Source organism: Pseudomonas azerbaijanoccidentalis, from assembly GCF_019145495.1.
Lineage (GTDB): Bacteria > Pseudomonadota > Gammaproteobacteria > Pseudomonadales > Pseudomonadaceae > Aquipseudomonas > Aquipseudomonas azerbaijanoccidentalis.
This window is the reverse complement of the sequence record NZ_JAHSTU010000010.1, coordinates 181,444-201,776: the sequence shown is the minus strand read 5'-3', so window position 1 is coordinate 201,776 and position 20,333 is coordinate 181,444. Positions and strand designations below refer to the sequence as shown.

Genomic DNA, 20,333 nt, shown 5'->3' with positions numbered 1-20,333 from the left:
ATGTTCCGGCCTCTGGTCTGCTGGCTGCTGTGTTTGATCCCTGCGCTGACGCTGGCGCAGGACGAACCGTTGCGCCTGGCCTTCAAGGACGAATTGTTGTCTTTGAATCGGTCGCAGTTGATGTCTCGCGAACCGTTGTCGGAGTCGTTGCAGACACCGTTGGGCAGTGTGTGGAAGCTCTTTGTCTACGGCTGGCTGGTGGATACCGGCGCCCGTGAGCCGGCGTATGTGTGTCGCGGGCAGTCGAAAGAGGAAGTCTATTGTTGCACCACCGGCGGCAAAATCGAGCGAGATCAGGCGTTGGTGAAATCCTGCGGTTTGTATTTCGAGCCAGCACGATTGGGGATCGACGCGGTTGAGTGGCGGAGTTATTGGCAGGCTCGGCAGGCACCTCCATGGTTAGTGGATTTGGCTACTTTGCAGCCCTCGACCCGTGTTTCGGTGGTTGAGTTGCTCCGCGCGCTGGCCGTGATGCCGGCGCAGGTGCAGGCGCGGCGAGTGCTGCTTGATGTGGTGCTGAGCGCGGCTGACGGCAATGTTGTCGGTGAGCTGGGCAGCCGCTTGCGGGTAAAAACCTGGAGCTGGCTGGGCGATCAAGACCCCACATCACGTCAGGGTGGTTTCGCGGGCTGGACAGCGGACGGCACGCCGATCTGGGCCGGCGGGCGTGGGACCAGTCAGCGCGTGCTGCGCGATTTTGCGCAGGCATTGGCGACGGTGGTGCCTGCGTCCTGGCCTGCGGAAACCGGGAAGTGTGTGGAGGTCGAGTTGTTCTCTCGCTACCCGCTTCGGCGCGTAATGTCGGATGATCGTACGCAGTCTTCCGGGCCGCTTCAGGGCGATTTGCGTGTTGAGTTCGTCAATGGCAACCAGCTCGATATCCACAGTGACGGCGAACTGTTCCTGATCAATGAAAAACTCGTCGCCCGGCTGGATCGCGAGGAATACGTCGCGCGGGTGCTTCAACGCGAAGCCACCCCCGAACCGGTCGAAGCCGCCAAAGCCCTGGCCGTCGCCATCCGCACTTACCTGCTGCAAAACGCCACGCGTAACGGTGAATGCCTGAGCATCGACGACAGCAGCCAGCGTCAACGAGTCGCCCCACGACCGGCCACCACCGAAGCGCGCAACATCGCTGCGTGGACCAGCGACCTGGTACTGGCTGGCAGCGCCGTCACCTACCATTCCGACCAGCCCGGTCCGGACAAATTGTCCTGGCAACACGCCGTCGAGCAGGCCCACGCCGGCCAGCGTTACGACGCGATCCTGTTGCACGCCTACCCGCGCGCCAGCCTCAGCCGATGGGACAACCCCGTAGCTTCCTGCGATGCACTGCCCGCCGCGCAAGACTGGCTGCAAAAACAGCGACGCGGCTGGCGGCCTCGTCTGGAGGGCGAAGTGGGCTACAACGAAGTCAGTACCTTTGCCGTCTGCCGCCTGAGTTTTGGTCGCCCGTTTGTCGACCGCGAACGCCAGCGCATCTACGTGCGCGGCGTGCTCTCGCTGCAAGACCGCCTCGACCTGACCCACGAATACTTGCACCTGGCCTTTGAAGCACACCCCAACGGCCAGGATGAAACCTACATCGAAGGGCTCGCCCGCCACCTTTTGCTGGAATAGACCATGACACTTCGTTATTCACAGGTCTTGCTGTTGCTCTGTTCGCTGTCGGCGTTGCCGCAGGCAATGGCGCAAGGCATCAAACTCGACACGCCCAACGGCGGCTGGCGAACCGGTGCGCCTGAAGGCGAAGGCGAGAGCTTCCGCCAGACCGTCAACTATCCTGCATCCTCGGTCAACACGCCCGCCGGGCAGGCCAACACCGCGCGTATCAGCGGCCAGATCAACGCCACGCCCAAGTCCGCCGAGCCTGGTCGCCTGATCGTCAACGGCGTCAGCATGCCCCTGAAAATCGACCCGGAAGGCCGCTTCGACCGACCCTTCTCATTTCCCAACGGCAGCAACAGCGTCGAAGTGCGCAGCCCTGACGGACAGCAACGCCACCGTACTCAATTCCTCAATGCCAGCGGCGGCGCAACCCCGGCCAAGCTCCGCGTACTGCTGGCGTGGGACAGCGATGGCACCGACCTCGACCTGCACCTGATCACCCCCGACGGCGCCCACATCTGGTATGGCGACCGCGCCGTAGCCAACGGCGCCGCACTCGACGTCGACGTCACCACCGGCTACGGCCCGGAAATCTTCGCCATGCCCGCACCGATCAAAGGGCAATACCTGGTGTATGTGAACTACTTCGGCGGTGGTTATCGCAGCGATGAAGAAGGGCAGGAAGACGCGGTGCAACCACTGACCACGGCGCAGGTGACGGTGATTACCGAGGAAGGCACGCCGAGCGAGAAGATGGAGACGTTTCTGGTGCCGATGCGGGCGGTGGGGGAGTTGACGTTGGTGAAGGGGTTTAGTTATCCGTGAGGGTAATTCCTTGACCAGTTTCCAGCAGGCATTAAAAAGCCGGCTTGTGGCCGGCTTCTCGGGGACTGGCTTGGATCATTTTTGGTAAACCGCGCCAGCCTTCAAAACGTACACCCGGATCTTGCGTCCGGCTGTGGGACTCGGCTAGAAAATCATCTGCTTTGTCGGTGCGATCTGGGCCGCGTGGCGGGTCGATGCGCAAATGTGGGGCGCAGCATACTGATTATTTGGGGAAATTCCCAGCATGGAGTGCGCTGCAGAGCTATCGCACGGGTGTGTAGCAGCTGCCGAAGGCTGCGTCCGGCTGCGCAGCAGTCGCAAACCCGCCAACTGCGGTCTACCTGAAGCACCGCGGTGAGTGATTTTACGACTGCTGCGCAGCCGGACGCAGGCTTCGCCAGCTGCTACAAAACGCCGGGTATTACAGGAACGGCACTTCCGGCCTGCGTTTGTTCAGGGTTGACCACCAGAACACCCATCCCAGCACTCTGATGTTTTGCTCTTCGATTTGCGCGGCCCTGAGGATCTCGTCCGGGTATTCGGCGTTGTTGTGGCTGCGCATGCGCAGTGCGTTGCCGGGAACTCGGTGCAGGTATTTGATACGTAGCATGCCGTCATGCTCGATCGCATAAATTTCGCCATCGACGATTTGCGTCAGTCCTTGGTCGATGGCGACGACGGAGCCGTCTTCAATTTTTTCGGCCATGCTATTGCCGATCATGCGAGCGCAGATTGCATCCGCGTGGTTGATTTCCAGAGAATCGAGGTCGGTGCGTGGCATTCGGATGGATTGGCCGGGGTCTTTGATGACGTGGGTTTTTTTGTCGCCCGGGGTGATCGGCGTTTCTTTGTAAAAGGGCAGGTCGACATCCAGTGGCTCGATAACCCGATAGGTGCCGCGGATTGCCTGGGCATCCAGCACGTTGCCGGACTCGTCGAGCAAGCGCAGTTCTTTCGCGTCTCGGGGGCCTTCGCCGGTTTTCAGCCAGGTGGTATTGACGGAAAGCTTTTTGGCGACCTCTTCCATGCGGTAGTGTGGCACTCCGCGGGTATACCAGTTATGGACATTTTGTGGTTTCGAAATCTTCAGGAATTCGGCGAATCCCGTCGTCGTGATGTTCGCCTCATTGAGGAGCATTTTGAATCGTGAACCGCAGGCTTTGTTCTTTTTCATAAACGCGAGTCTACCGGCGCGGCGTCGGGCTTTGGTTCAACGAGATGTTCAAATTTGGCGAGAAATTTACGACTGGATGTAAGACGCATTTGGACAAAATTAAACAGGAAAAAACCGTAACGGTTCTAGCTAAACTCAGGGTTTAGCCTGGCTCGATTAGCACCCATAAAAAAACCCCGGATCTACCGGGGTTCTTCTTCAAGCCTGAATCTCGCAGCCGCGCTTAGCCTTTGTAAGCAGCAACCGACTTGGTGATCGCTTCGCGAGCGGCGTCTGCGCCGGCCCAGCCTTCGATCTTCACCCATTTGCCTTTTTCGAGATCTTTGTAGTTCGCAAAGAAGTGCTCGATCTGCTGGATCAGCAGCGGTGGCAGGTCGGTGTATTCCTTCACGTCGACGTACAGCTGGGACAGCTTGTCGTGTGGCACTGCGATGACTTTGGCATCGCCGCCGCCGTCGTCGGTCATGTTCAGGATGCCGACTGGACGCGCGCGGATCACCGAGCCTGGAGCAACCGGGTAAGGGGTCACAACCAGCACGTCGAGGGGATCACCGTCGTCAGCCAGGGTGTTCGGGATGTAACCGTAGTTGGCCGGGTAGAACATTGGGGTGGCCATGAAACGGTCAACGAACAGGCAATCGCTGTCTTTGTCGATTTCGTATTTGATCGGCGCGTGGTTGGCCGGAATCTCGATCGCGACGTAGATGTCGTTCGGCAGGTCTTTGCCAGCCGGAATCTTGCTGTAGCTCATTGGGCGTTGCCCCCGTTAGTTGACCAAAAACACTTGGCCGGATTGACCAAAAAGTGGCGGCGATTATAGGCATATTCCTACGCCGACGCCATGGATCAGAGGTCGTGTAGACCTTAGTCGTGTGGCTGATAGACCGGATCGTGCGCCTGAAGTTGCTTCAGTCTTCCGAGCGGGTCCTGACGATAGAAAAGCTTCAACTGCTCGTACACCTGCGGATAGGCCTCGTGTAGCAAATCCGGGGCGCTGAAGAAGTACTCGCTGGTGACGGCAAAGAACTCGGCAGGGTTTTCGGCGGCATACGGGTCGATTGCGGTCTCGGCGTCCGGATTGCGCTCCAGTTGCTGGTCGAGGTCGTCGTAGGCGTCCTGCATGACACTGGCCCAGTCGCTGACCCGCATGTCGGCATGCAGCGGAGGCAGGCCGTTGGCGTCGCCATTGAGCATGTCGAGTTTGTGCGCCAGCTCGTGAATGACCAGGTTGTAGCCTTCCCAGCCACCACTGGCCATCACCCCCGGCCACGCAAGGATGATCGGCCCTTGCTGCCAGGCTTCGCCGCTGTGTTCGCCGTCCCATTCGTGTTCGACGCCGCTGGCGTCACGATGACGCTGGGGGCTGAGGAAGTCGTCGGGGTAGAGGACAATCTCATGAAACCCCTGATACCAGTTCAAGTCGCCCAGATTGAGCAGCGGCAATTGCGCCTGGGCGGCGAGCAGCAGGCGTTGTTCCTGATGCAGCTCGACACCGGGCAGGGCGGTCAGGTGTTTGTCTTCGAGGAACAGTACACAGGCTTCACGCAGCCATTGGTCTTGTGCGGAGTTGATGCCGTCAAGAAAGCTCAGGTGATGGCGCACCCGCTGCCACATGTCGTCGGCAATCGGATGCTTGGCCAGGATGCGCCGGCGACGCCAAGCGCTCAGGGACCACATCGAGAATCAGCGCGGGTGAGCTTTGGACGCCGTGTTGCCGAAGCGACTGCGCACCACTCCAATGATCATTGGGACCAGCGACAACAGGATGATGCCGACCACCAACAACGACAGGTTCGACTTGATGAACGGTACGTTGCCGAAGAAGTAACCGAGGGTGACCAGGCCGCCGACCCACAGAATCGTGCCCAATACGCTGAAGCCGAAGAAGCGCGGGTAAGGCATTCTTGCGACGCCGGCGACGAACGGTGCGAAGGTGCGGATGATGGGTAGGAAGCGCGCCAGGGTCACGGTTTTACCGCCGTGCTTTTCATAGAAGTCGTGGGTTTGCTGCAGATAGTCGCGGCGGAAGATTTTAGAATTCGGATTGCTGAACAAGCGTTCGCCGGCCGTTCGTCCGATCACGTAGTTGGTGCTGTCGCCCAGTATCGCCGCCAGCATCAGCAGGCCGCCCAGCAGCACCGGGTCCATGCCGCCACCCGCAGCCACCGCGCCAGCGATGAACAACAGCGAATCACCCGGCAGGAATGGCATGACCACCAGGCCGGTTTCACAAAAGATCACCAGAAACAGAATGGCGTAAATCCATGGCCCGTAATTGGTTACCAGCAAATCGAGGTAAACATCGAGATGCAGGATAAGGTCGAGCGGGTTGAAATCCATGGAAAGCACCTTTGGTAGCGGTCCGAGTCTGCGGGCCATGTGCGGATGACTTCGCGAAAGCCTACAGACGGGTGTAGTTTTTCTTACAAGCCGGAAAGGTCGGCATTATACGAGTTGAGGGGTGAAAAGCGCGTCGAGATTGTAGCGGGGCATGTCGATAGAACGTGTGTAAGTCTGGTGACAATTAATAACCCTCCAACAGGCGCCATGAAGCCTTGAGTGTGAGGGCGCAACGAAAATTCCATCGAACAGATTGACGGCTGCCTGGCAGGGCGGACGAACGGGGCGGGTCTGCTCGTTGCAGAGACCTGCCCCCCACTGAAGCATCTTTACAGTTCGTCGCTGATTGGCAATACGTAGTTCTTGAACTCGGTGTCTTCCTTGAATCCGATCGATTCGTAGGTTTTCTGCGCCACTTCGTTGTTGCTGCTGGTAGACACACGCATGCGCACGGCATTGGTTTCCTTGGCCATCTTCTTCGCGGTGCGAATCAGATTGTCGGCAACCAACTGGCGGCGTGCGTCTTCGGCGACGTAAATGTCGTTGAGGATCCACACGCGTTTTAGCGATAGCGAAGAGAAGCTCGGGTACAACTGACAGAAACCCATCAGTTTGTTGTTGTCATCATCGGACAGGGCCAGGTAAATCACCGACTCTTTACGACGAAGGCGTTTTTCGAGGAACGCCCGGGACGAGTCCGGATACGGCAGGGAACCATAAAACTCGCGATATTTGACGAACAACGGGGTCAGCAGGTCCAGGTGTTCGAGGGTCGCTTGAATAATCCGCATGGTAGGTCTCGTCTTCAAGTGGCTGTCTTGCGTGCTTGGACGGCAACGGGAAACCCTGCCAGCCGTGAGTCGATCCTGCCTGAAACTGGAACGAAAGTGCAATGCGGAAGCGGTTCAGGCATCCGGCGGACTCAGTAGGAAGTTTCCTTTCATGTCCGCACCGGCGACTGACTCCAGCGTCTGAACCTGCGCCTCGTCCTTCAGATTGACCCCGGATAATTGTCGTCGGCAGGCTTCGCGCATCAAATACAGCAAACGGTGTGCCGCCATGCCGTAGCTCAAACCTTCAAGGCGTACATTGGAGATGCAGTTGCGATAGGCGTCTGTCAGGCCGACCTTGGGATTGTAAGTAAAATATAATCCGAGGCTGTCTGGAGAGCTCAGCCCTGGGCGCTCGCCGATCAGAATGACCGTCATTTTGGCGCCCAGCAGCTCGCCCACTTCGTCGGCGACGGCAACGCGACCCTGTTCCATCAGGATCACCGGCGCCACGGTCCAGTTTTCAGCGCGAACCTGTTCTTCCAGTCGCGCCAGAAATGGCAGGGTATGGCGATGAACGGCCAGTGCCGACAAACCATCAGCCACCACGATGACCAGATCGACTCCACCGGGATGGGCAGAGGCGTATTCGCGTAAAACCTGTGCCGATTCATCACTCAGCTTTCGCCCCAGATCGGGGCGTTGCAAGTAACTGTTCCGGTCGATGGCCGCACTATGCAGCAAAAGGCTCTCATGCCCGCGCTCGCTCAGCTGTGAGCGCAGTGCACGATGATCAAACGGTAAATGCACCGCATCCCGCGCCTGGGCATGGGCGTATTGAAAGTCCAGCTGCGCGCGGGTCGGCATGCTGGTGCCGGTGCGACCAAGCGCAATGCGCGCCGGAGTCAGGCGTCGCAGTTCCAGCCATGGGTTGTGTGGGTCGTAGGGTGGTTTTTCCATGTCAACAATCATCCCAATTGCGCCAGAGCCTGGCGGAAGGCTGGCGGCAGGCTATTGCCGAAGAGAACCCGGCCGTCCGCCTGGGTAAAGATGCCCATTTTTGCCAGCCACTGTTCGAACTCCGGCGCGGGTTTGAGCCCCAGGGTCTGCCGAGCATAGAGCGCGTCATGGAACGACGTGGTCTGGTAATTGAGCATGATGTCGTCGGAACCGGGAATGCCCATGATGAAGTTGATCCCGGCCACGCCCAGCAGGGTCAGCAAGGTGTCCATGTCATCCTGGTCAGCCTCGGCGTGGTTGGTGTAACAGATGTCGCAACCCATCGGCACGCCCAGCAACTTGCCGCAGAAGTGGTCCTCAAGGCCGGCGCGGATGATTTGCTTGCCGTTGTAGAGGTATTCCGGGCCGATGAAGCCTACGACGGTGTTCACCAGAAACGGGTTGAAATGTCGCGCTACTGCGTAGGCTCGGGTTTCGCAGGTCTGTTGATCGACGCCGTGGTGGGCGGTGGCTGACAGGGCGCTGCCTTGGCCGGTTTCGAAATACATCAGGTTTTTCCCGAGCGTGCCGCGGTTGAGGCTCAACCCGGCGTCGTAACCTTCCTTCAGTACATTCAGATTGATGCCGAAGCTCGCGTTGGCGGCCTCGGTTCCGGCGATCGATTGAAACACCAGGTCCAGCGGTACGCCGCGATTGACCGCTTCGATGGACGTGGTGACATGAGTCAGCACGCAGGCTTGTGTCGGAATTTCGTAGCGCTGGATGATGGCATCGAGCATTTCCAGCATCGCGCAGATCGAGGCGATGCTGTCGGTGGCTGGATTGATGCCGATCATGGCGTCGCCGTTACCGTGCAGCAGACCGTCGAGAATACTCGCGGCGATACCGGCCGGTTCGTCGGTGGGGTGGTTGGGTTGCAGGCGTGTGGACAGCCGGCCGCGCAGGCCCAGGGTGCCGCGAAATTGCGTGACCACGCGAATTTTCTGCGCCACCAGCACCAGATCCTGCACGCGCATGATCTTCGACACGGCCGCTGCCATTTCCGGCGTCAGTCCAGGGGCGAGGGCACGCAGGACCGGTTCGTCGGCGGCATCGCTGAGCAACCAGTCGCGAAACCCGCCAACGGTGAGGTGGCTGACGACGGCGAAGGCATGTTTGTCGTGGGTATCGACGATCAGGCGGGTGACTTCATCGTCCTCGTAGGGGATCAGGACTTCCTGCAAAAAGTGGCTCAGCGGAATGTCGGCCAACGCCATTTGCGCGGCGACGCGCTCGCCATCGTTGAGGGCGGCAACACCGGCCAGAAAATCCCCGGACCGCGCCGGACTGGCCTTGGCCATCACTTCCTTGAGGCTGTCAAAGCGATAGGTCTGGGCGCCGACGGAATGGGCATATACGGCCATGGGGCGGAGTCCTCCTGATTATAAATAGCTCAAATTAACCACCAATCCCTGTAGGAGCTGTCGAGTGCAACGAGGCTGCGATCTTTAAAGGCAAGATCAAAAGATCGCAGCCTCGTTGCACTCGACAGCTCCTACAGGGGGGGTGCACTTCAATAACTCAGGCGTCGATGCAATTCATATACCTTCGAGCATAGCGTCCGCCGGTGCTTCCGAACGTTGCCGGGCGGTCAGCTGGAAGTACAGGTAACCGGCGGCCATGAAACCGAGGAACACCAGGCCGATCAGCGTGTTGAACCAGGCCATCGCCACCAGACACACCACCGCCAGAAACAGCGCGATCCCCGGCACGATCGGATAGCCCGGCGCGCGGAAGGTGCGCTCCAGGTTCGGCTCGGTTTTACGCAGCTTGAACAGGCTCAGCATACTGATGATGTACATCACGATGGCACCGAATACCGACATGGTGATCATCGCTGCCGTCAGGGTCATGCCTTGCAGGTTGACCAGGCCGTCGCTGTAGATCGCGGCAATGCCGATCACGCCGCCCGCGAGAATGGCCCGGTGCGGAGTCTGGAAGCGCGAGAGTTTGGCCAGGCTGCGCGGAAGGTAACCGGCGCGGGCCAGGGCGAAGAACTGGCGCGAGTAACCAAGGATGATGCCGTGGAAGCTCGCCACAAGGCCGAACAGGCCGATCCACACGAGCATGTGCATCCACGTCGAATTGTTGCCCACCACGGCTTTCATCGCTTGGGGCAGCGGATCGTTGATGTTCGACAGCTGACGCCAGTCGCCGACACCGCCGGCCATCACCATCACGCCGATGGCCAGGAACACCAGGGTCAGAATGCCGCTGACATAGGCCCTGGGAATCGTGCGTTTCGGGTCCTTGGCTTCTTCGGCCGCCATAGCGGCGCCCTCGATGGCGAGAAAGAACCAGATGGCGAAAGGAATGGCGGCGAAAATGCCGGGAATCGAAGCGATCGTGAACTCATTGGCACCGGACCAGCCGTTGAGCACAAAGTTGCTGAAGCTGAAGCCCGGCGCAACTACGCCCATGAACACCAGCAATTCGGCAACGGCCAGCACGGTGACCACCAATTCAAAAGTGGCTGCGATGCTGACGCCGAGAATGTTCAGGCCCATGAACACGAAATAGGCGCCCACTGCCGCGAGTTTCGGGTCCAGTTCCGGATACTGCACGTTGAGGTACGCGCCAATGGCCATGGCGATCGCCGGTGGCGCAAAGACAAATTCGATCAGGGTGGCGATGCCGGCGATCAACCCGCCTTTTTCGCCGAAGGCCCGGCGGCTGTAGGCAAACGGCCCGCCTGCATGGGGAATCGCGGTGGTCAATTCGGTAAAGCTGAAGATGAAGCAGGTGTACATCGTCGCCACCATCAACGCGGTGACGAGGAAACCCAGCGTGCCTGCGGTGCCCCAGCCGTAACTCCAGCCGAAGTACTCGCCGGAAATCACCAGGCCGACGGCAATGCCCCACAAGTGCAGGGTGCCGAGTGTGGGTTTGAGCTGTGTGGAAGAAATAGTCATAAGTCCTCTCTAATTTTTATTGTTCAATCTTTTGGACTTTCGGGTACGACGGGTTGAGTGCAAATCCTGAATGACGGGTACGCAAGGCCCGTGCCAGAGCGGCCAGATATTGGGAGTGGGTCGTTTAGGATGCCATCGCCAGCAAGCCGGCTCCCGTAGGAGCTGGCGAAGCCTGCGATTTTTTCAATCAGGCGATGGGAGCGACCGACAAGCAGAGATCTAAAGATCGCAGCCTGTGGCAGCTCCTACATCTCCCGGTTTTTAGAAGAAGCCCAGCGGATTGATGTCGTAGCTCACCAGCAGGTTTTTGGTCTGCTGATAGTGGTCGAGCATCATCTTGTGAGTTTCACGGCCGACGCCGGACTTTTTGTAACCGCCGAACGCGGCGTGCGCCGGGTACAGGTGGTAGCAGTTGGTCCACACGCGACCCGCCTTGATGGCGCGGCCCATGCGATAGGCGCGGTTGATGTCGCGAGTCCAGAGGCCAGCGCCCAGGCCGAACTCGGTGTCGTTGGCGATGGCCAGGGCTTCGGCTTCGTCCTTGAAGGTGGTGATGCTCACCACCGGGCCAAAGATTTCTTCCTGGAACACGCGCATTTTGTTGGTGCCCTTGAGCAGCGTCGGCTGGATGTAGTACCCGCTTGCCAGGTTGCCCTCGAGTTTTTCCACCTTGCCGCCGGTCAGCAGCTCGGCGCCTTCGCCCTTGGCGATTTCCAGGTACGAAAGGATTTTGTCGAATTGCTGCTCGGACGCCTGGGCGCCGACCATGGTGTCGGTGTCCAGCGGGTCGCCACGTTTGATTTGCAGGACTTTCTTCATGACGACCGCCATGAACTCGTCGTAGATCGACTCTTGCACCAGTGCGCGGGACGGGCAGGTGCAGACTTCGCCCTGGTTGAAGAACGCCAGCACCAAGCCTTCAGCGGCTTTTTCGATGAACGAAGGCTCAGCCTTCATGATGTCTTCGAAGAAGATGTTCGGCGATTTGCCACCCAGCTCCACGGTAGACGGAATGATGTTTTCGGCGGCGCATTTCATGATGTGCGAGCCAACCGGGGTCGAGCCGGTGAAGGCAATTTTGGCGATGCGCTTGCTGGTGGCCAGGGCCTCGCCAGCTTCGCGACCGAAGCCTTGCACGATGTTCAGCACGCCTGGTGGGAGCAGGTCGCCGATCAGCTCGACCAGCACGGTGATGCCCAGCGGGGTTTGCTCGGCAGGCTTGAGTACCACGCAGTTGCCGGCGGCGAGTGCCGGAGCCAGTTTCCACGCGGCCATCAAAATCGGGAAGTTCCACGGGATGATTTGCCCGACCACGCCCAGCGGTTCATGGATGTGATAGGCCACGGTGTTGCCGTCGATTTCGGCAGCGCTGCCTTCTTGAGCGCGGATGCAACCGGCGAAGTAGCGGAAGTGGTCGGCGGCCAGCGGGATGTCGGCGTTGAGGGTTTCACGCACGGCTTTGCCGTTGTCCCAGGATTCGGTGATCGCCAGCAGTTCCAGGTTCTGTTCGATGCGGTCGGCGATTTTCAGCAGCACCAGCGAGCGCGCCTGGGCGGACGTGGCGCCCCACGCGTCGGCAGCAGCGTGGGCAGCGTCCAGGGCCTTGTCGATGTCTTCGGCCGTGGAGCGGGGGAATTCGGCAATCGGTTGGCCATTCACTGGCGAGGTATTGGTGAAGTACTGACCTTTGACAGGCGCGACGAACTCGCCGCCGATGTAGTTACCGTATTTGGCTTTGAACGAAACGATAGCGCCTTCAGTACCGGGGTGAGCGTAACGCATGATGGTTTCTCCTTGGTTCTTGTGCTTATAAGGAAGACGCGCATGGGCGCTTGCTATAAGCGTAGAGCAAAGGTCGGGCCACTGCCCTGCAGCTCAGGCAAATCAAGGCCTTGCGTGTTTTTTCTCGGACGGGCGGGTAGCAGGCGTGACGCTTTCGGTACAGCCCTGGTGACACTTTGTACCGCTTATGGCACAGCGTGTGACTGATCGGTCTTGCCAGCATTGCAATGCACGCTAGGCTGGAGGATGCTCGGGATCATCCGCCCTGTCGCAGCTGCCGAAGGCTGCGTTCGAGGGCGAAGCGCTCGCATCGGTTTGGTCAGAAATACGAGACGTGAGTTTTACGACCGCTTCGCGGCCGGACGCAGCCTTCGGCAGCTGCTACACGGAGGCGAGCCAGACCCTGCGGGGAGAATAATAAGAAATGCACGACAACCATTTGAGTCGCCATGCCCAGCAAGTCTTGACCGTGACACAAGGTAAGACCCACCTGCACGGTCCGGGCAGCGATCCGTCCATCGCCCGTTCCTGGCTGCGCTGCCTTGAGGACTATCACCTCGACCCGGCCTTGACCATGGCGCCGACGGTGCTCGAACATGGCCGCGTCCTTGAAAGCCGCGAGCGCCTGCAGCAAGTGCTGCACATTGCCGGCAACGAAATGACCAGCCTGCATCAACAACTGTCCGGCGCCGGGCATGCGGTGTTGTTGACCGATGCGCGCGGGGTGATCCTCAACTGTGTCACCGCCCCCACCGAACGCAAGATCTTCGAGCGCGCCGGCCTGTGGCTCGGCGCTGACTGGAGCGAGGCCTGCGAAGGCACCAACGGCATCGGCACGTGCCTGGTGGAGCGGCAATCGCTGACCATTCATCAGGACGAACACTTCCGTGGCCGTCACACCGGCCTGACCTGTTCGGCAAGCCCGGTGTTCGATCCCCATGGCGAATTGCTCGCCGTGCTCGACGTGTCCTCGGCCCGGCACGATGTGTCGCGTCAAAGCCAGTTCCACACCATGGCGTTGGTCAATCTTTCGGCAAAGATGATCGAAAGCTGTTATTTCCTGCGCTGTTTCGACAACCAGTGGTTGCTGCGTTTTCATTTGCAGGCCGAGTCCGTTGGGTTGTTCAGTGAAGGCCTGCTGGCGTTTGACGGTGAGGGGCGGATCAGCGCGGTCAACCAGAGTGCGCTGAACCTGCTGGGACAGGTGCGCGGCGGCTTGCTGGGCAAACCGGTGGAAGCGTTTTTCGACTGCTCGCTGAATGAACTGCTTGGGCGGGCGAGCCTCAATGCCAGCGCCAGTTGGCCGCTGCGCACCCGTGACGGGCGCAGATTGTTCGCCGTGTTGCGGGGCGAGTCGCGCCGCGTACCTGCGCCGTTGGTGCCAAGCCCTGTGAGCGAGGACCGGGCTGCGTTGTCCGGTATCTGCCTGGGCGACAGCGGTTTGCAGACGGATTTCCGCAAGGCCTTGCGCGTCTATGAGCGGGACGTGCCGTTGCTGATCAATGGTGAAACCGGCTCGGGCAAAGAAGCTTTTGCCAAAGCCGTGCATCAAGCCAGTCAACGCGCAGAAAAAGCCTTCGTGGCCCTCAACTGCGCGGCCATCCCGGAAAGCTTGATCGAGAGCGAACTCTTCGGTTATCGCGGCGGCAGTTTCACCGGGGCGCGCAAGGAAGGCATGCGCGGCAAGTTGCAGCAGGCCGATGGCGGCACGTTGTTTCTCGATGAAATCGGCGACATGCCCCTTGCCCTGCAAACACGGTTGTTGCGGGTGCTGGAAGACCGGCAGGTGGTGCCGATTGGCGGCGAGCCGGAATCGGTTAACGTGCGGATCATCAGCGCCACCCACCGTAATCTGCTGGATCGAGTGCAGGACGGCAGCTTCCGCGAGGACTTGTATTACCGGCTCAATGGGCTGGAAGTCGCGCTGCCAGCATTACGCGAACGCAGTGACAAAGAACAGTTGCTCGACTTTTTGCTGGCCGAAGAAGCGCGCGGCGAAACGGTGTTGATTGATGGCGCGGCGCGGGAAGCTTTGCTGGGCTTTGCCTGGCCGGGCAACGTGCGGCAGTTGCGCAATGTGTTGCGCACGTTGGCGGCGTTGTGTGACGGCGGGCGAGTCGGACTGGAGGATTTGCCGGCGATGATTCGTTCGTCGCGACCGGCGGCGGTGCAGGCGATTGAAGAGCCGTCCGAACATCCGCTGGAGGATGCCGAACGGCTGGCGTTGCTCAATGCGCTGGAGCAGACGCGATGGCACATGACGCATACGGCCGAGCAGTTGGGGGTTAGCCGCAATACCCTTTATCGCAAGCTGCGCAAACACGGTATCGCCCGGTGACCGCGTCGCGGCCATCGCTAGCAGGCTAGCTCCCACAGGGTAATGGGCTGAATCAACAGTTTGGGAGTGCACTCAAATCTACTGTGGGCGCTAGCCTGCTAGCGATGGCGCCGGTATGGGCGAAACAAAGGTGCGAATTTCCCCTCCCTACGCTAACCTGCGGCCATGTTTTACGAGGTCGACTATGCACATTCATATTCTTGGTATCTGCGGCACTTTCATGGGTTCGATGGCGGTACTGGCCAAAGAACTGGGCCATCACGTGACGGGCTCCGATGCCAACGTCTACCCGCCGATGAGTACGCAGCTTGAGGCTCAAGGCATCGAGCTGACCCAAGGCTACGATCCGGCGCAACTCGACCCGGCCCCCGACCTGGTGGTGATCGGCAACGCCATGTCCCGTGGCAATCCGGCCGTCGAGTACGTGCTGAACAAAGGCCTGCCGTACGTTTCCGGTCCGCAATGGCTGGCCGATCACGTGCTGCAAGGTCGCTGGGTGCTGGCTGTCGCCGGTACGCACGGCAAAACCACCACCAGCAGCATGCTCGCCTGGGTGCTGGAGCACGCGGGCATGAGCCCGGGTTTCCTGATCGGTGGTGTGCCGCAGAACTTCTCGGTCTCGGCGCGGCTGGGCGATACGCCGTTCTTCGTCATTGAAGCCGACGAATACGACAGCGCGTTCTTCGACAAGCGTTCCAAGTTCGTTCACTACCGTCCGCGCACGGCGATCCTGAACAACCTGGAATTCGACCACGCCGATATTTTCCCGGACCTGCCGGCCATCGAGCGCCAGTTCCACCATTTGGTGCGGACCATCCCGAGCGAAGGTCTGGTGATCCATCCGACCACTGAACCGGCCTTGCAGCGCGTCATCGAGATGGGCTGCTGGACCCCGGTGCAAACCACCGGTGCCGGCGGGCAGTGGCAGGTCAAGTTGCTGAGTGAGGACGGTTCGGCCTTTGAAGTGATGTTCGAAGGTGTTTCCCAAGGCGTGGTCGAGTGGGACATGACCGGCCAGCACAACGTCGCCAACGCGCTGGCCACCTTGGCCGCCGCGCGTCACGTCGGTGTAGTGCCGTCCATGGGCATCGCTGCGTTGAGTGTGTTCAAAAGCGTCAAGCGCCGGATGGAAAAAGTCGCGGAAGTTCGCGGCATCACCATTTACGACGACTTCGCTCACCACCCGACGGCCATCGCCACCACCCTCGACGGCTTGCGCAAACGGATTGGCGACGCACCGTTGATCGCGATCATCGAACCGCGCTCCAACTCCATGAAGCTCGGCGCGCACCGTGACGGCTTGCCGGAAAGCGTGGTCGATGCTGATCAGGTGATTTGGTACGCGCCGGCCAACCTCGGCTGGGATCTGGCAGGCACGGCAGCGCTGTGCACCGTGCCTTCGATTGTCAGCGACACGCTGGAAGGCATCATCGAGCGCGTGAAGAGCCAGGCGCAGCCAGGCACTCACGTGGTGATCATGAGCAACGGCGGCTTCGGCGGCCTGCACGGCAAGCTCGCCGAGGCCCTGAAATGAACAACGGTCCGGACCGCATCACGCTGGCGATGACCGGCGCTTCCGGCGCCCAGTACGGCTTGCGCCTGCTGGACTGCCTGGTGCGCGAAGACCGCGAAGTGCATTTCCTGATTTCCAAGGCTGCGCAACTGGTGATGGCCACCGAAACCGACGTCACGTTGCCAGCCAAGCCGCAAATGATGCAGGCCTTCCTCACCGAATACACCGGTGCTGCTGCCGGGCAGATTCGCGTCTATGGCAAGGAAGACTGGATGTCGCCGGTGGCCTCGGGCTCTGGCGCACCGGCGGCAATGGTGGTGGTGCCGTGCTCGACGGGCACCTTGTCGGCTATCGCCACCGGCGCCTGCAATAACCTGATTGAGCGGGCGGCCGACGTCACGCTCAAGGAGCGTCGGCAACTGATTCTGGTGCCCCGTGAAGCGCCGTATTCGAGCATTCATCTGGAGCACATGCTCAAGTTGTCGAACATGGGCGTGACGATATTGCCGGCGTCGCCGGGCTTTTATCATCAGCCGCAAACCATCGACGACTTGATCGACTTCGTCGTCGCGCGGATTCTCAACCTGCTGAACATTCCCCAGGACATGCTGCCGCGTTGGGGCGAGCACCATCTGACCAGCGATGAATAAGCTGCTGGTGATTTTGCTGGCCTTGCAGTTGGCCGGGTGCGCCACGGCGCGCACGCTGGATGCGGCCAAGCCTGGGGCGCCGGTGGTGTACGCCGGGACGCGGCTGGATTTGTATGCGATGAATGGCGGTTGTTGCGCGATGGATCGTTTCGGGGCGCAAGCGCCGAGTTATCCGGGTGTCGATCTGCCGGCCAGTGCGTTGCTCGACACGCTGCTGTTGCCGTTGTCGTTGCTGACGGTGATCGGCGTGAGTTTTCAGGCGACGGGTGGGTTGTAAAAAAGCAAAAGATCGCAGCCTTCGGCAGCTCCTACAGGAGATGGTATTCCCATGTAGGAGCTGCCGAAGGCTGCGATCTTTTGATCTTATTTACCCAATTTCCTCAACTCATCCGACTCGACAATCCTGACCCCATCCTGTTCCTCTAGCGCCAGACGCCACATCGCACGCGCCAGTTGGCAGGCTTCGATGCCGTGGTATTTGCCCGGGATCAACCGCGACAAAGGGCCGGCGATTTTTTCGCCCAAGCGTGGCTCAGTGCGTTCGCCCAGCAACACTGAAGGGCGGCAAATGGTCAGCTGCGGCCAGTCCTGCGCCCGCAATGCGTGCTCCATCTCGCCTTTGACCTTGTTGTAGAAAATCGAGGATCGGCGATCGGCCCCCAGTGCACTGATCACGATCAGGTGCCGCGCACCCATCTCCCGAGCGCGCTTGGCGAAGGCCACGACCATGTCCAGATCCACCGCGCGAAACGCCTGCTCCGAGCCCGCCTGTTTGATGGTGGTGCCCAGGCAGCAGTAGGCGATGTCGACACGGCCGTTCAGCTGCGGCAGAAACACCGCCGGGTCGCCGACCGGGTTTTCAAGATGGGGATGCTTGGCCAAAGGCCGGCGTGAGGGCGCCAATACCCGGCTAATCGTAGGCTCGTTAAGCAGGCGATCAAGAAGGTGCTCACCGGTCAAACCGGTGGCTCCGGCAAGCAGCACATGCTGAGGCGTCAAGTACATAGTGTTTCTCCCTTGATACTGTTCAGCTTAGTTGTTCTTTGCGTCCTTGTTGTCAATGGAGACACTTTGTAGCGCTTTTCGTGCCTGTTGTTTACGCAAAAGCTGCCAATGCGAGAGTACGGTTTTCGGTGCCCAGATCTGTGGCTCGGAGGCTTCGAAATTGTCGGCCAGCTCCCGCTCGGCGACGGTGGCCTTGGCCAGTTTGAAGGCTTGCTCCAGGTCATCGGTCTGGTTCAGCGCCTGGGCGAACAAGGCATCACCGAAGTAGGTGAAGTTGGCCTCTTCGGAGCAGCCGAACGAAACGCGGTCGGCCCGTGAGGCGGTCATGATCAGCGTGCGCTCATCTTTGAGGGCGGGGATGAACCCGCCGGAATAGCAGGACGAAATCACAATGATCTTGTCGCGATTTTTCAGCGGGGCGAGGACGGCCGCCAGTTCATCGGCCGGCAGATCGGCCAGCTCCATGCGTGGCTGGTCGAGCACCAGTTCGTGTTCGCTGGTGCCGTGGCTGGTCAGGTAGATGAACACCAGATCTTCGGGACCGCTGCGTTCGGCCAGGGTCAATGCGGCGCGGCGCAGATTCTCCCGGGTGGCCATCGGCCGATCGCCGAGGTGGTCGCGATGGTTGACCAGGCGAATCTGGCCAAAGGCGCCGAAGCGACTGGTGAGCATGTTGGCGACGTAGTCGGACTCGCGCAGGAACACACTCTGTTTGCCATCGCCGCCGAGGGTCAGGGTGTACAGCTCAACCGCTGGCGTCGAGGCCGGTACGTTGCTCAAGGCTTCATCGAGCAGGCGACCTTGGGCCAGCAGGCCGAGTTCGAGGGTGTCGGGCAGCAACTTGCCATCGGCATCGCGCACGCGCTGGCCATTGACCCACGTACCGCTGAGCACTGAGCCATCGGTCAGCACCAGGGTGCCGCGACCCTGATAGCTGTCGCTGTCGAACTGGCCTGTGTAGAAACTGCCATCGGCCAGATTCAGGCGGCCCTGACCGCTGAAGCGCCAATCGCTGAAGTGGCCGATGTAATGGCTGCCGTCTGCGCCGATCAATTCGCCTTTGCCGTTGAGCGAGCCTTCCTTGAATTGGCCGAGCCAGACGTCGCCATCGGCGTTTTCGTAGCGCCCTTTGCCGTGCAGTTGATTGTTTTTGAAACCGCCGACGTAGATATCGCCGTCGGCGCTGTTGAATGTTCCCTTGCCTTCGAGCTGACCGTCGACGAAATGCCCGCTGAACTGGTTGCCGCTGGCGTCACCCCGCTGGCCTTCACCGTTGGGTTTGCCGTGGGCGAACTGGCCTTGGTAGGCGCTGCCGTCTTCGAGTTCAAGGCGACCGAGCCCGGAAAATTGATCGGACTTGAATTCGCCGCGGTAGGTCATGCCGTTTTCTTTGAGGGTGCCTTCGCCGTCGCGACGGCCGAGTTTGAAACCGCCGTTGTAACTGCTGCCATTGGTGGTCAGGGTGCCTTGACCGTCGAACAGCCCCTGATTGAATTGGCCGCGAAAGACCTCGCCATTGCTGCCGTGCCATTCACCCTGGCCGTGCCATTGGCCTTTGTCGAACTGACCGGCGTACCAGCTGCCGTTCGGGTAGTCGATCCGGCCCTGGCCTTGCAATAACCCATCGACCATGTCGCCACGATAGCGTCCGCCGTCCGGCAGGCGGGCGTCAGGGGGCAGCAGCGATTCGCCGTCACCGCAAGCGGTGAGCATCAGGGTCAAGGCAATGAGTGCAAGTGAGCGCATAGCGGGTTCCGGGCAATTAGGCGACCGAGTATGCCGCAGCTATGTGTCCATATACAGCCGATAGAAAAGCTGGGAGCGCGAAACAGCGTGAGCTGCTTCGCATCCGGGAAGGTTTACACGAAGCAGAGTGACAACGGTTCGGCGATATACGCCGGTTTGTCCGAGCCTTCGATTTCCAGGGTGGCGGTGGCCTTGAGCAGCCATTGGCCGGGTTTTTTCTCGGTGACTTCGGTCAGGTCGACCTTGAGGCGCACTTTGGAATTGACCTTGACCGGCTGAATGAAGCGCACGCTGTCCAGGCCATAGTTGACCACCATTTTCAGGCCTTCAGGCAGGACGAGAATGTCTTCCATCAGTTTTGGAATCAGCGACAGCGACAGGAAACCGTGGGCAATGGTGCTGCCAAATGGCGTTTGCGCGGCTTTGACCGGGTCGACATGGATGAACTGATAATCCCCTGTGGCTTCGGCGAACAGGTTGATACGCTCCTGATCGATAGTGAGCCATTCGGAACGTCCAAGTTCCTTGCCGACATAATCATTGAGCTCTGCAACTGGAACATAGGGCATTGAGACTCTCCTTGGGTTCATCGGTTTTATAGTTGTGATTGGCTGGAGATTTGACCTCCCGGATTACCACTTTAGATCAACATGGCAAATTGCTCCGGTCAA

At 60.0% G+C, this 20,333-nt stretch carries 18 protein-coding genes; 6 read left to right on the top strand and 12 right to left on the bottom strand.

Going from position 1 to position 20,333, the window contains the following annotated elements:
* Complete coding sequence (locus tag KVG88_RS26910; protein WP_217873232.1) at positions 1 to 1,620, top strand: DUF2300 domain-containing protein; 1,620 nt, start codon at positions 1 to 3, stop codon at positions 1,618 to 1,620.
* A gap of 3 nt (positions 1,621 to 1,623) precedes the next feature.
* Positions 1,624 to 2,433, top strand: coding sequence for a YfaP family protein (locus tag KVG88_RS26905; protein ID WP_150701631.1), 810 nt, complete (start codon positions 1,624 to 1,626; stop codon positions 2,431 to 2,433).
* A 421-nt stretch (positions 2,434 to 2,854) separates the two neighbouring features.
* Here KVG88_RS26905 and KVG88_RS26900 read toward each other — a convergent pair whose 3' ends face one another.
* The 9 genes from KVG88_RS26900 to exaC form a co-directional block, all read right to left on the bottom strand.
* Positions 2,855 to 3,607 (bottom strand): LexA family transcriptional regulator, encoded by a 753-nt coding sequence (locus KVG88_RS26900; protein ID WP_217873231.1) that lies wholly within the window; start codon positions 3,605 to 3,607, stop codon positions 2,855 to 2,857.
* Positions 3,608 to 3,830: 223 nt separating this feature from the next.
* Positions 3,831 to 4,358: an inorganic diphosphatase gene (gene ppa, locus KVG88_RS26895; RefSeq protein WP_003205933.1), complete on the bottom strand. Its 528-nt coding sequence runs from the start codon at positions 4,356 to 4,358 to the stop codon at positions 3,831 to 3,833.
* A gap of 113 nt (positions 4,359 to 4,471) precedes the next feature.
* Positions 4,472 to 5,284, bottom strand: coding sequence for a M90 family metallopeptidase (locus KVG88_RS26890; protein ID WP_217873230.1), 813 nt, complete (start codon positions 5,282 to 5,284; stop codon positions 4,472 to 4,474).
* A gap of 6 nt (positions 5,285 to 5,290) precedes the next feature.
* Entirely contained in the window at positions 5,291 to 5,947 is a 657-nt protein-coding gene (locus KVG88_RS26885) for a DedA family protein (RefSeq protein WP_217873229.1), read from the bottom strand.
* A gap of 329 nt (positions 5,948 to 6,276) precedes the next feature.
* Positions 6,277 to 6,738 carry a GNAT family N-acetyltransferase gene (locus KVG88_RS26880; RefSeq protein ID WP_034148104.1) on the bottom strand — a complete coding sequence of 154 codons (462 nt, stop codon included), beginning with the start codon at positions 6,736 to 6,738 and terminating at the stop codon, positions 6,277 to 6,279.
* 114 nt (positions 6,739 to 6,852) lie between these two features.
* Positions 6,853 to 7,677: an ethanolamine ammonia-lyase subunit EutC gene (eutC, locus tag KVG88_RS26875; protein ID WP_217873228.1), complete on the bottom strand. Its 825-nt coding sequence runs from the start codon at positions 7,675 to 7,677 to the stop codon at positions 6,853 to 6,855.
* Between the two features lie 8 nt (positions 7,678 to 7,685).
* Positions 7,686 to 9,080 (bottom strand): ethanolamine ammonia-lyase subunit EutB, encoded by a 1,395-nt coding sequence (locus KVG88_RS26870; protein WP_217873227.1) that lies wholly within the window; start codon positions 9,078 to 9,080, stop codon positions 7,686 to 7,688.
* A gap of 174 nt (positions 9,081 to 9,254) precedes the next feature.
* Positions 9,255 to 10,628 (bottom strand): ethanolamine permease, encoded by a 1,374-nt coding sequence (gene eat, locus KVG88_RS26865; protein ID WP_217873226.1) that lies wholly within the window; start codon positions 10,626 to 10,628, stop codon positions 9,255 to 9,257.
* A 261-nt stretch (positions 10,629 to 10,889) separates the two neighbouring features.
* Complete coding sequence (exaC, locus tag KVG88_RS26860; RefSeq protein ID WP_150701619.1) at positions 10,890 to 12,410, bottom strand: acetaldehyde dehydrogenase ExaC; 1,521 nt, start codon at positions 12,408 to 12,410, stop codon at positions 10,890 to 10,892.
* Positions 12,411 to 12,834: 424 nt separating this feature from the next.
* Between exaC and KVG88_RS26855 the strand changes: the two genes are divergently transcribed.
* The 4 genes from KVG88_RS26855 (at position 12,835) to KVG88_RS26840 (ending at position 17,188) form a co-directional block, all read left to right on the top strand.
* Complete coding sequence (locus KVG88_RS26855; protein ID WP_217873225.1) at positions 12,835 to 14,748, top strand: sigma-54-dependent Fis family transcriptional regulator; 1,914 nt, start codon at positions 12,835 to 12,837, stop codon at positions 14,746 to 14,748.
* Positions 14,749 to 14,932: 184 nt separating this feature from the next.
* A complete protein-coding gene (gene mpl / locus KVG88_RS26850; RefSeq protein ID WP_217873224.1) occupies positions 14,933 to 16,282 on the top strand; it encodes a UDP-N-acetylmuramate:L-alanyl-gamma-D-glutamyl-meso-diaminopimelate ligase in 1,350 nt (449 codons plus the stop codon).
* Complete coding sequence (ubiX, locus tag KVG88_RS26845; protein WP_095057270.1) at positions 16,279 to 16,911, top strand: flavin prenyltransferase UbiX; 633 nt, start codon at positions 16,279 to 16,281, stop codon at positions 16,909 to 16,911. Before mpl ends, ubiX begins: the two co-directional genes overlap by 4 nt.
* Positions 16,904 to 17,188 (top strand): YceK/YidQ family lipoprotein, encoded by a 285-nt coding sequence (locus tag KVG88_RS26840; RefSeq protein ID WP_217873223.1) that lies wholly within the window; start codon positions 16,904 to 16,906, stop codon positions 17,186 to 17,188. The genes ubiX and KVG88_RS26840 overlap by 8 nt, the downstream gene beginning before the upstream one ends.
* An 86-nt stretch (positions 17,189 to 17,274) precedes the next feature.
* Here KVG88_RS26840 and KVG88_RS26835 read toward each other — a convergent pair whose 3' ends face one another.
* The 3 genes from KVG88_RS26835 to KVG88_RS26825 form a co-directional block, all read right to left on the bottom strand.
* Positions 17,275 to 17,916 carry an oxidoreductase gene (locus tag KVG88_RS26835; protein WP_150701615.1) on the bottom strand — a complete coding sequence of 214 codons (642 nt, stop codon included), beginning with the start codon at positions 17,914 to 17,916 and terminating at the stop codon, positions 17,275 to 17,277.
* A 27-nt stretch (positions 17,917 to 17,943) separates the two neighbouring features.
* Complete coding sequence (locus KVG88_RS26830; protein ID WP_150701614.1) at positions 17,944 to 19,662, bottom strand: C13 family peptidase; 1,719 nt, start codon at positions 19,660 to 19,662, stop codon at positions 17,944 to 17,946.
* A 113-nt stretch (positions 19,663 to 19,775) separates the two neighbouring features.
* Complete coding sequence (locus KVG88_RS26825; RefSeq protein WP_150701613.1) at positions 19,776 to 20,231, bottom strand: MaoC family dehydratase; 456 nt, start codon at positions 20,229 to 20,231, stop codon at positions 19,776 to 19,778.
* Between the last annotated feature and the right edge of the window lie 102 nt (positions 20,232 to 20,333).

Excerpts from the sequence above, each read along its gene's own strand:
- KVG88_RS26855 (WP_217873225.1), top strand. The coding sequence starts at position 12,835 with ATGCACGACAACCATTTGAGTCGCCATGCCCAGCAAGTCTTGACCGTG.
- KVG88_RS26870 (WP_217873227.1), bottom strand. The coding sequence starts at position 9,080 with ATGGCCGTATATGCCCATTCCGTCGGCGCCCAGACCTATCGCTTTGAC.
- eat (WP_217873226.1), bottom strand. The coding sequence starts at position 10,628 with ATGACTATTTCTTCCACACAGCTCAAACCCACACTCGGCACCCTGCAC.
- ppa (WP_003205933.1), bottom strand. The coding sequence starts at position 4,358 with ATGAGCTACAGCAAGATTCCGGCTGGCAAAGACCTGCCGAACGACATC.
- ubiX (WP_095057270.1), top strand. The coding sequence starts at position 16,279 with ATGAACAACGGTCCGGACCGCATCACGCTGGCGATGACCGGCGCTTCC.
- KVG88_RS26890 (WP_217873230.1), bottom strand. The coding sequence starts at position 5,284 with ATGTGGTCCCTGAGCGCTTGGCGTCGCCGGCGCATCCTGGCCAAGCAT.
- KVG88_RS26830 (WP_150701614.1), bottom strand. The coding sequence starts at position 19,662 with ATGCGCTCACTTGCACTCATTGCCTTGACCCTGATGCTCACCGCTTGC.
- KVG88_RS26910 (WP_217873232.1), top strand. The coding sequence starts at position 1 with ATGTTCCGGCCTCTGGTCTGCTGGCTGCTGTGTTTGATCCCTGCGCTG.
- KVG88_RS26905 (WP_150701631.1), top strand. The coding sequence starts at position 1,624 with ATGACACTTCGTTATTCACAGGTCTTGCTGTTGCTCTGTTCGCTGTCG.
- KVG88_RS26880 (WP_034148104.1), bottom strand. The coding sequence starts at position 6,738 with ATGCGGATTATTCAAGCGACCCTCGAACACCTGGACCTGCTGACCCCG.
- KVG88_RS26840 (WP_217873223.1), top strand. The coding sequence starts at position 16,904 with ATGAATAAGCTGCTGGTGATTTTGCTGGCCTTGCAGTTGGCCGGGTGC.
- KVG88_RS26900 (WP_217873231.1), bottom strand. The coding sequence starts at position 3,607 with ATGAAAAAGAACAAAGCCTGCGGTTCACGATTCAAAATGCTCCTCAAT.
- mpl (WP_217873224.1), top strand. The coding sequence starts at position 14,933 with ATGCACATTCATATTCTTGGTATCTGCGGCACTTTCATGGGTTCGATG.
- KVG88_RS26835 (WP_150701615.1), bottom strand. The coding sequence starts at position 17,916 with ATGTACTTGACGCCTCAGCATGTGCTGCTTGCCGGAGCCACCGGTTTG.
- KVG88_RS26885 (WP_217873229.1), bottom strand. The coding sequence starts at position 5,947 with ATGGATTTCAACCCGCTCGACCTTATCCTGCATCTCGATGTTTACCTC.
- KVG88_RS26825 (WP_150701613.1), bottom strand. The coding sequence starts at position 20,231 with ATGCCCTATGTTCCAGTTGCAGAGCTCAATGATTATGTCGGCAAGGAA.
- exaC (WP_150701619.1), bottom strand. The coding sequence starts at position 12,410 with ATGCGTTACGCTCACCCCGGTACTGAAGGCGCTATCGTTTCGTTCAAA.
- eutC (WP_217873228.1), bottom strand. The coding sequence starts at position 7,677 with ATGGAAAAACCACCCTACGACCCACACAACCCATGGCTGGAACTGCGA.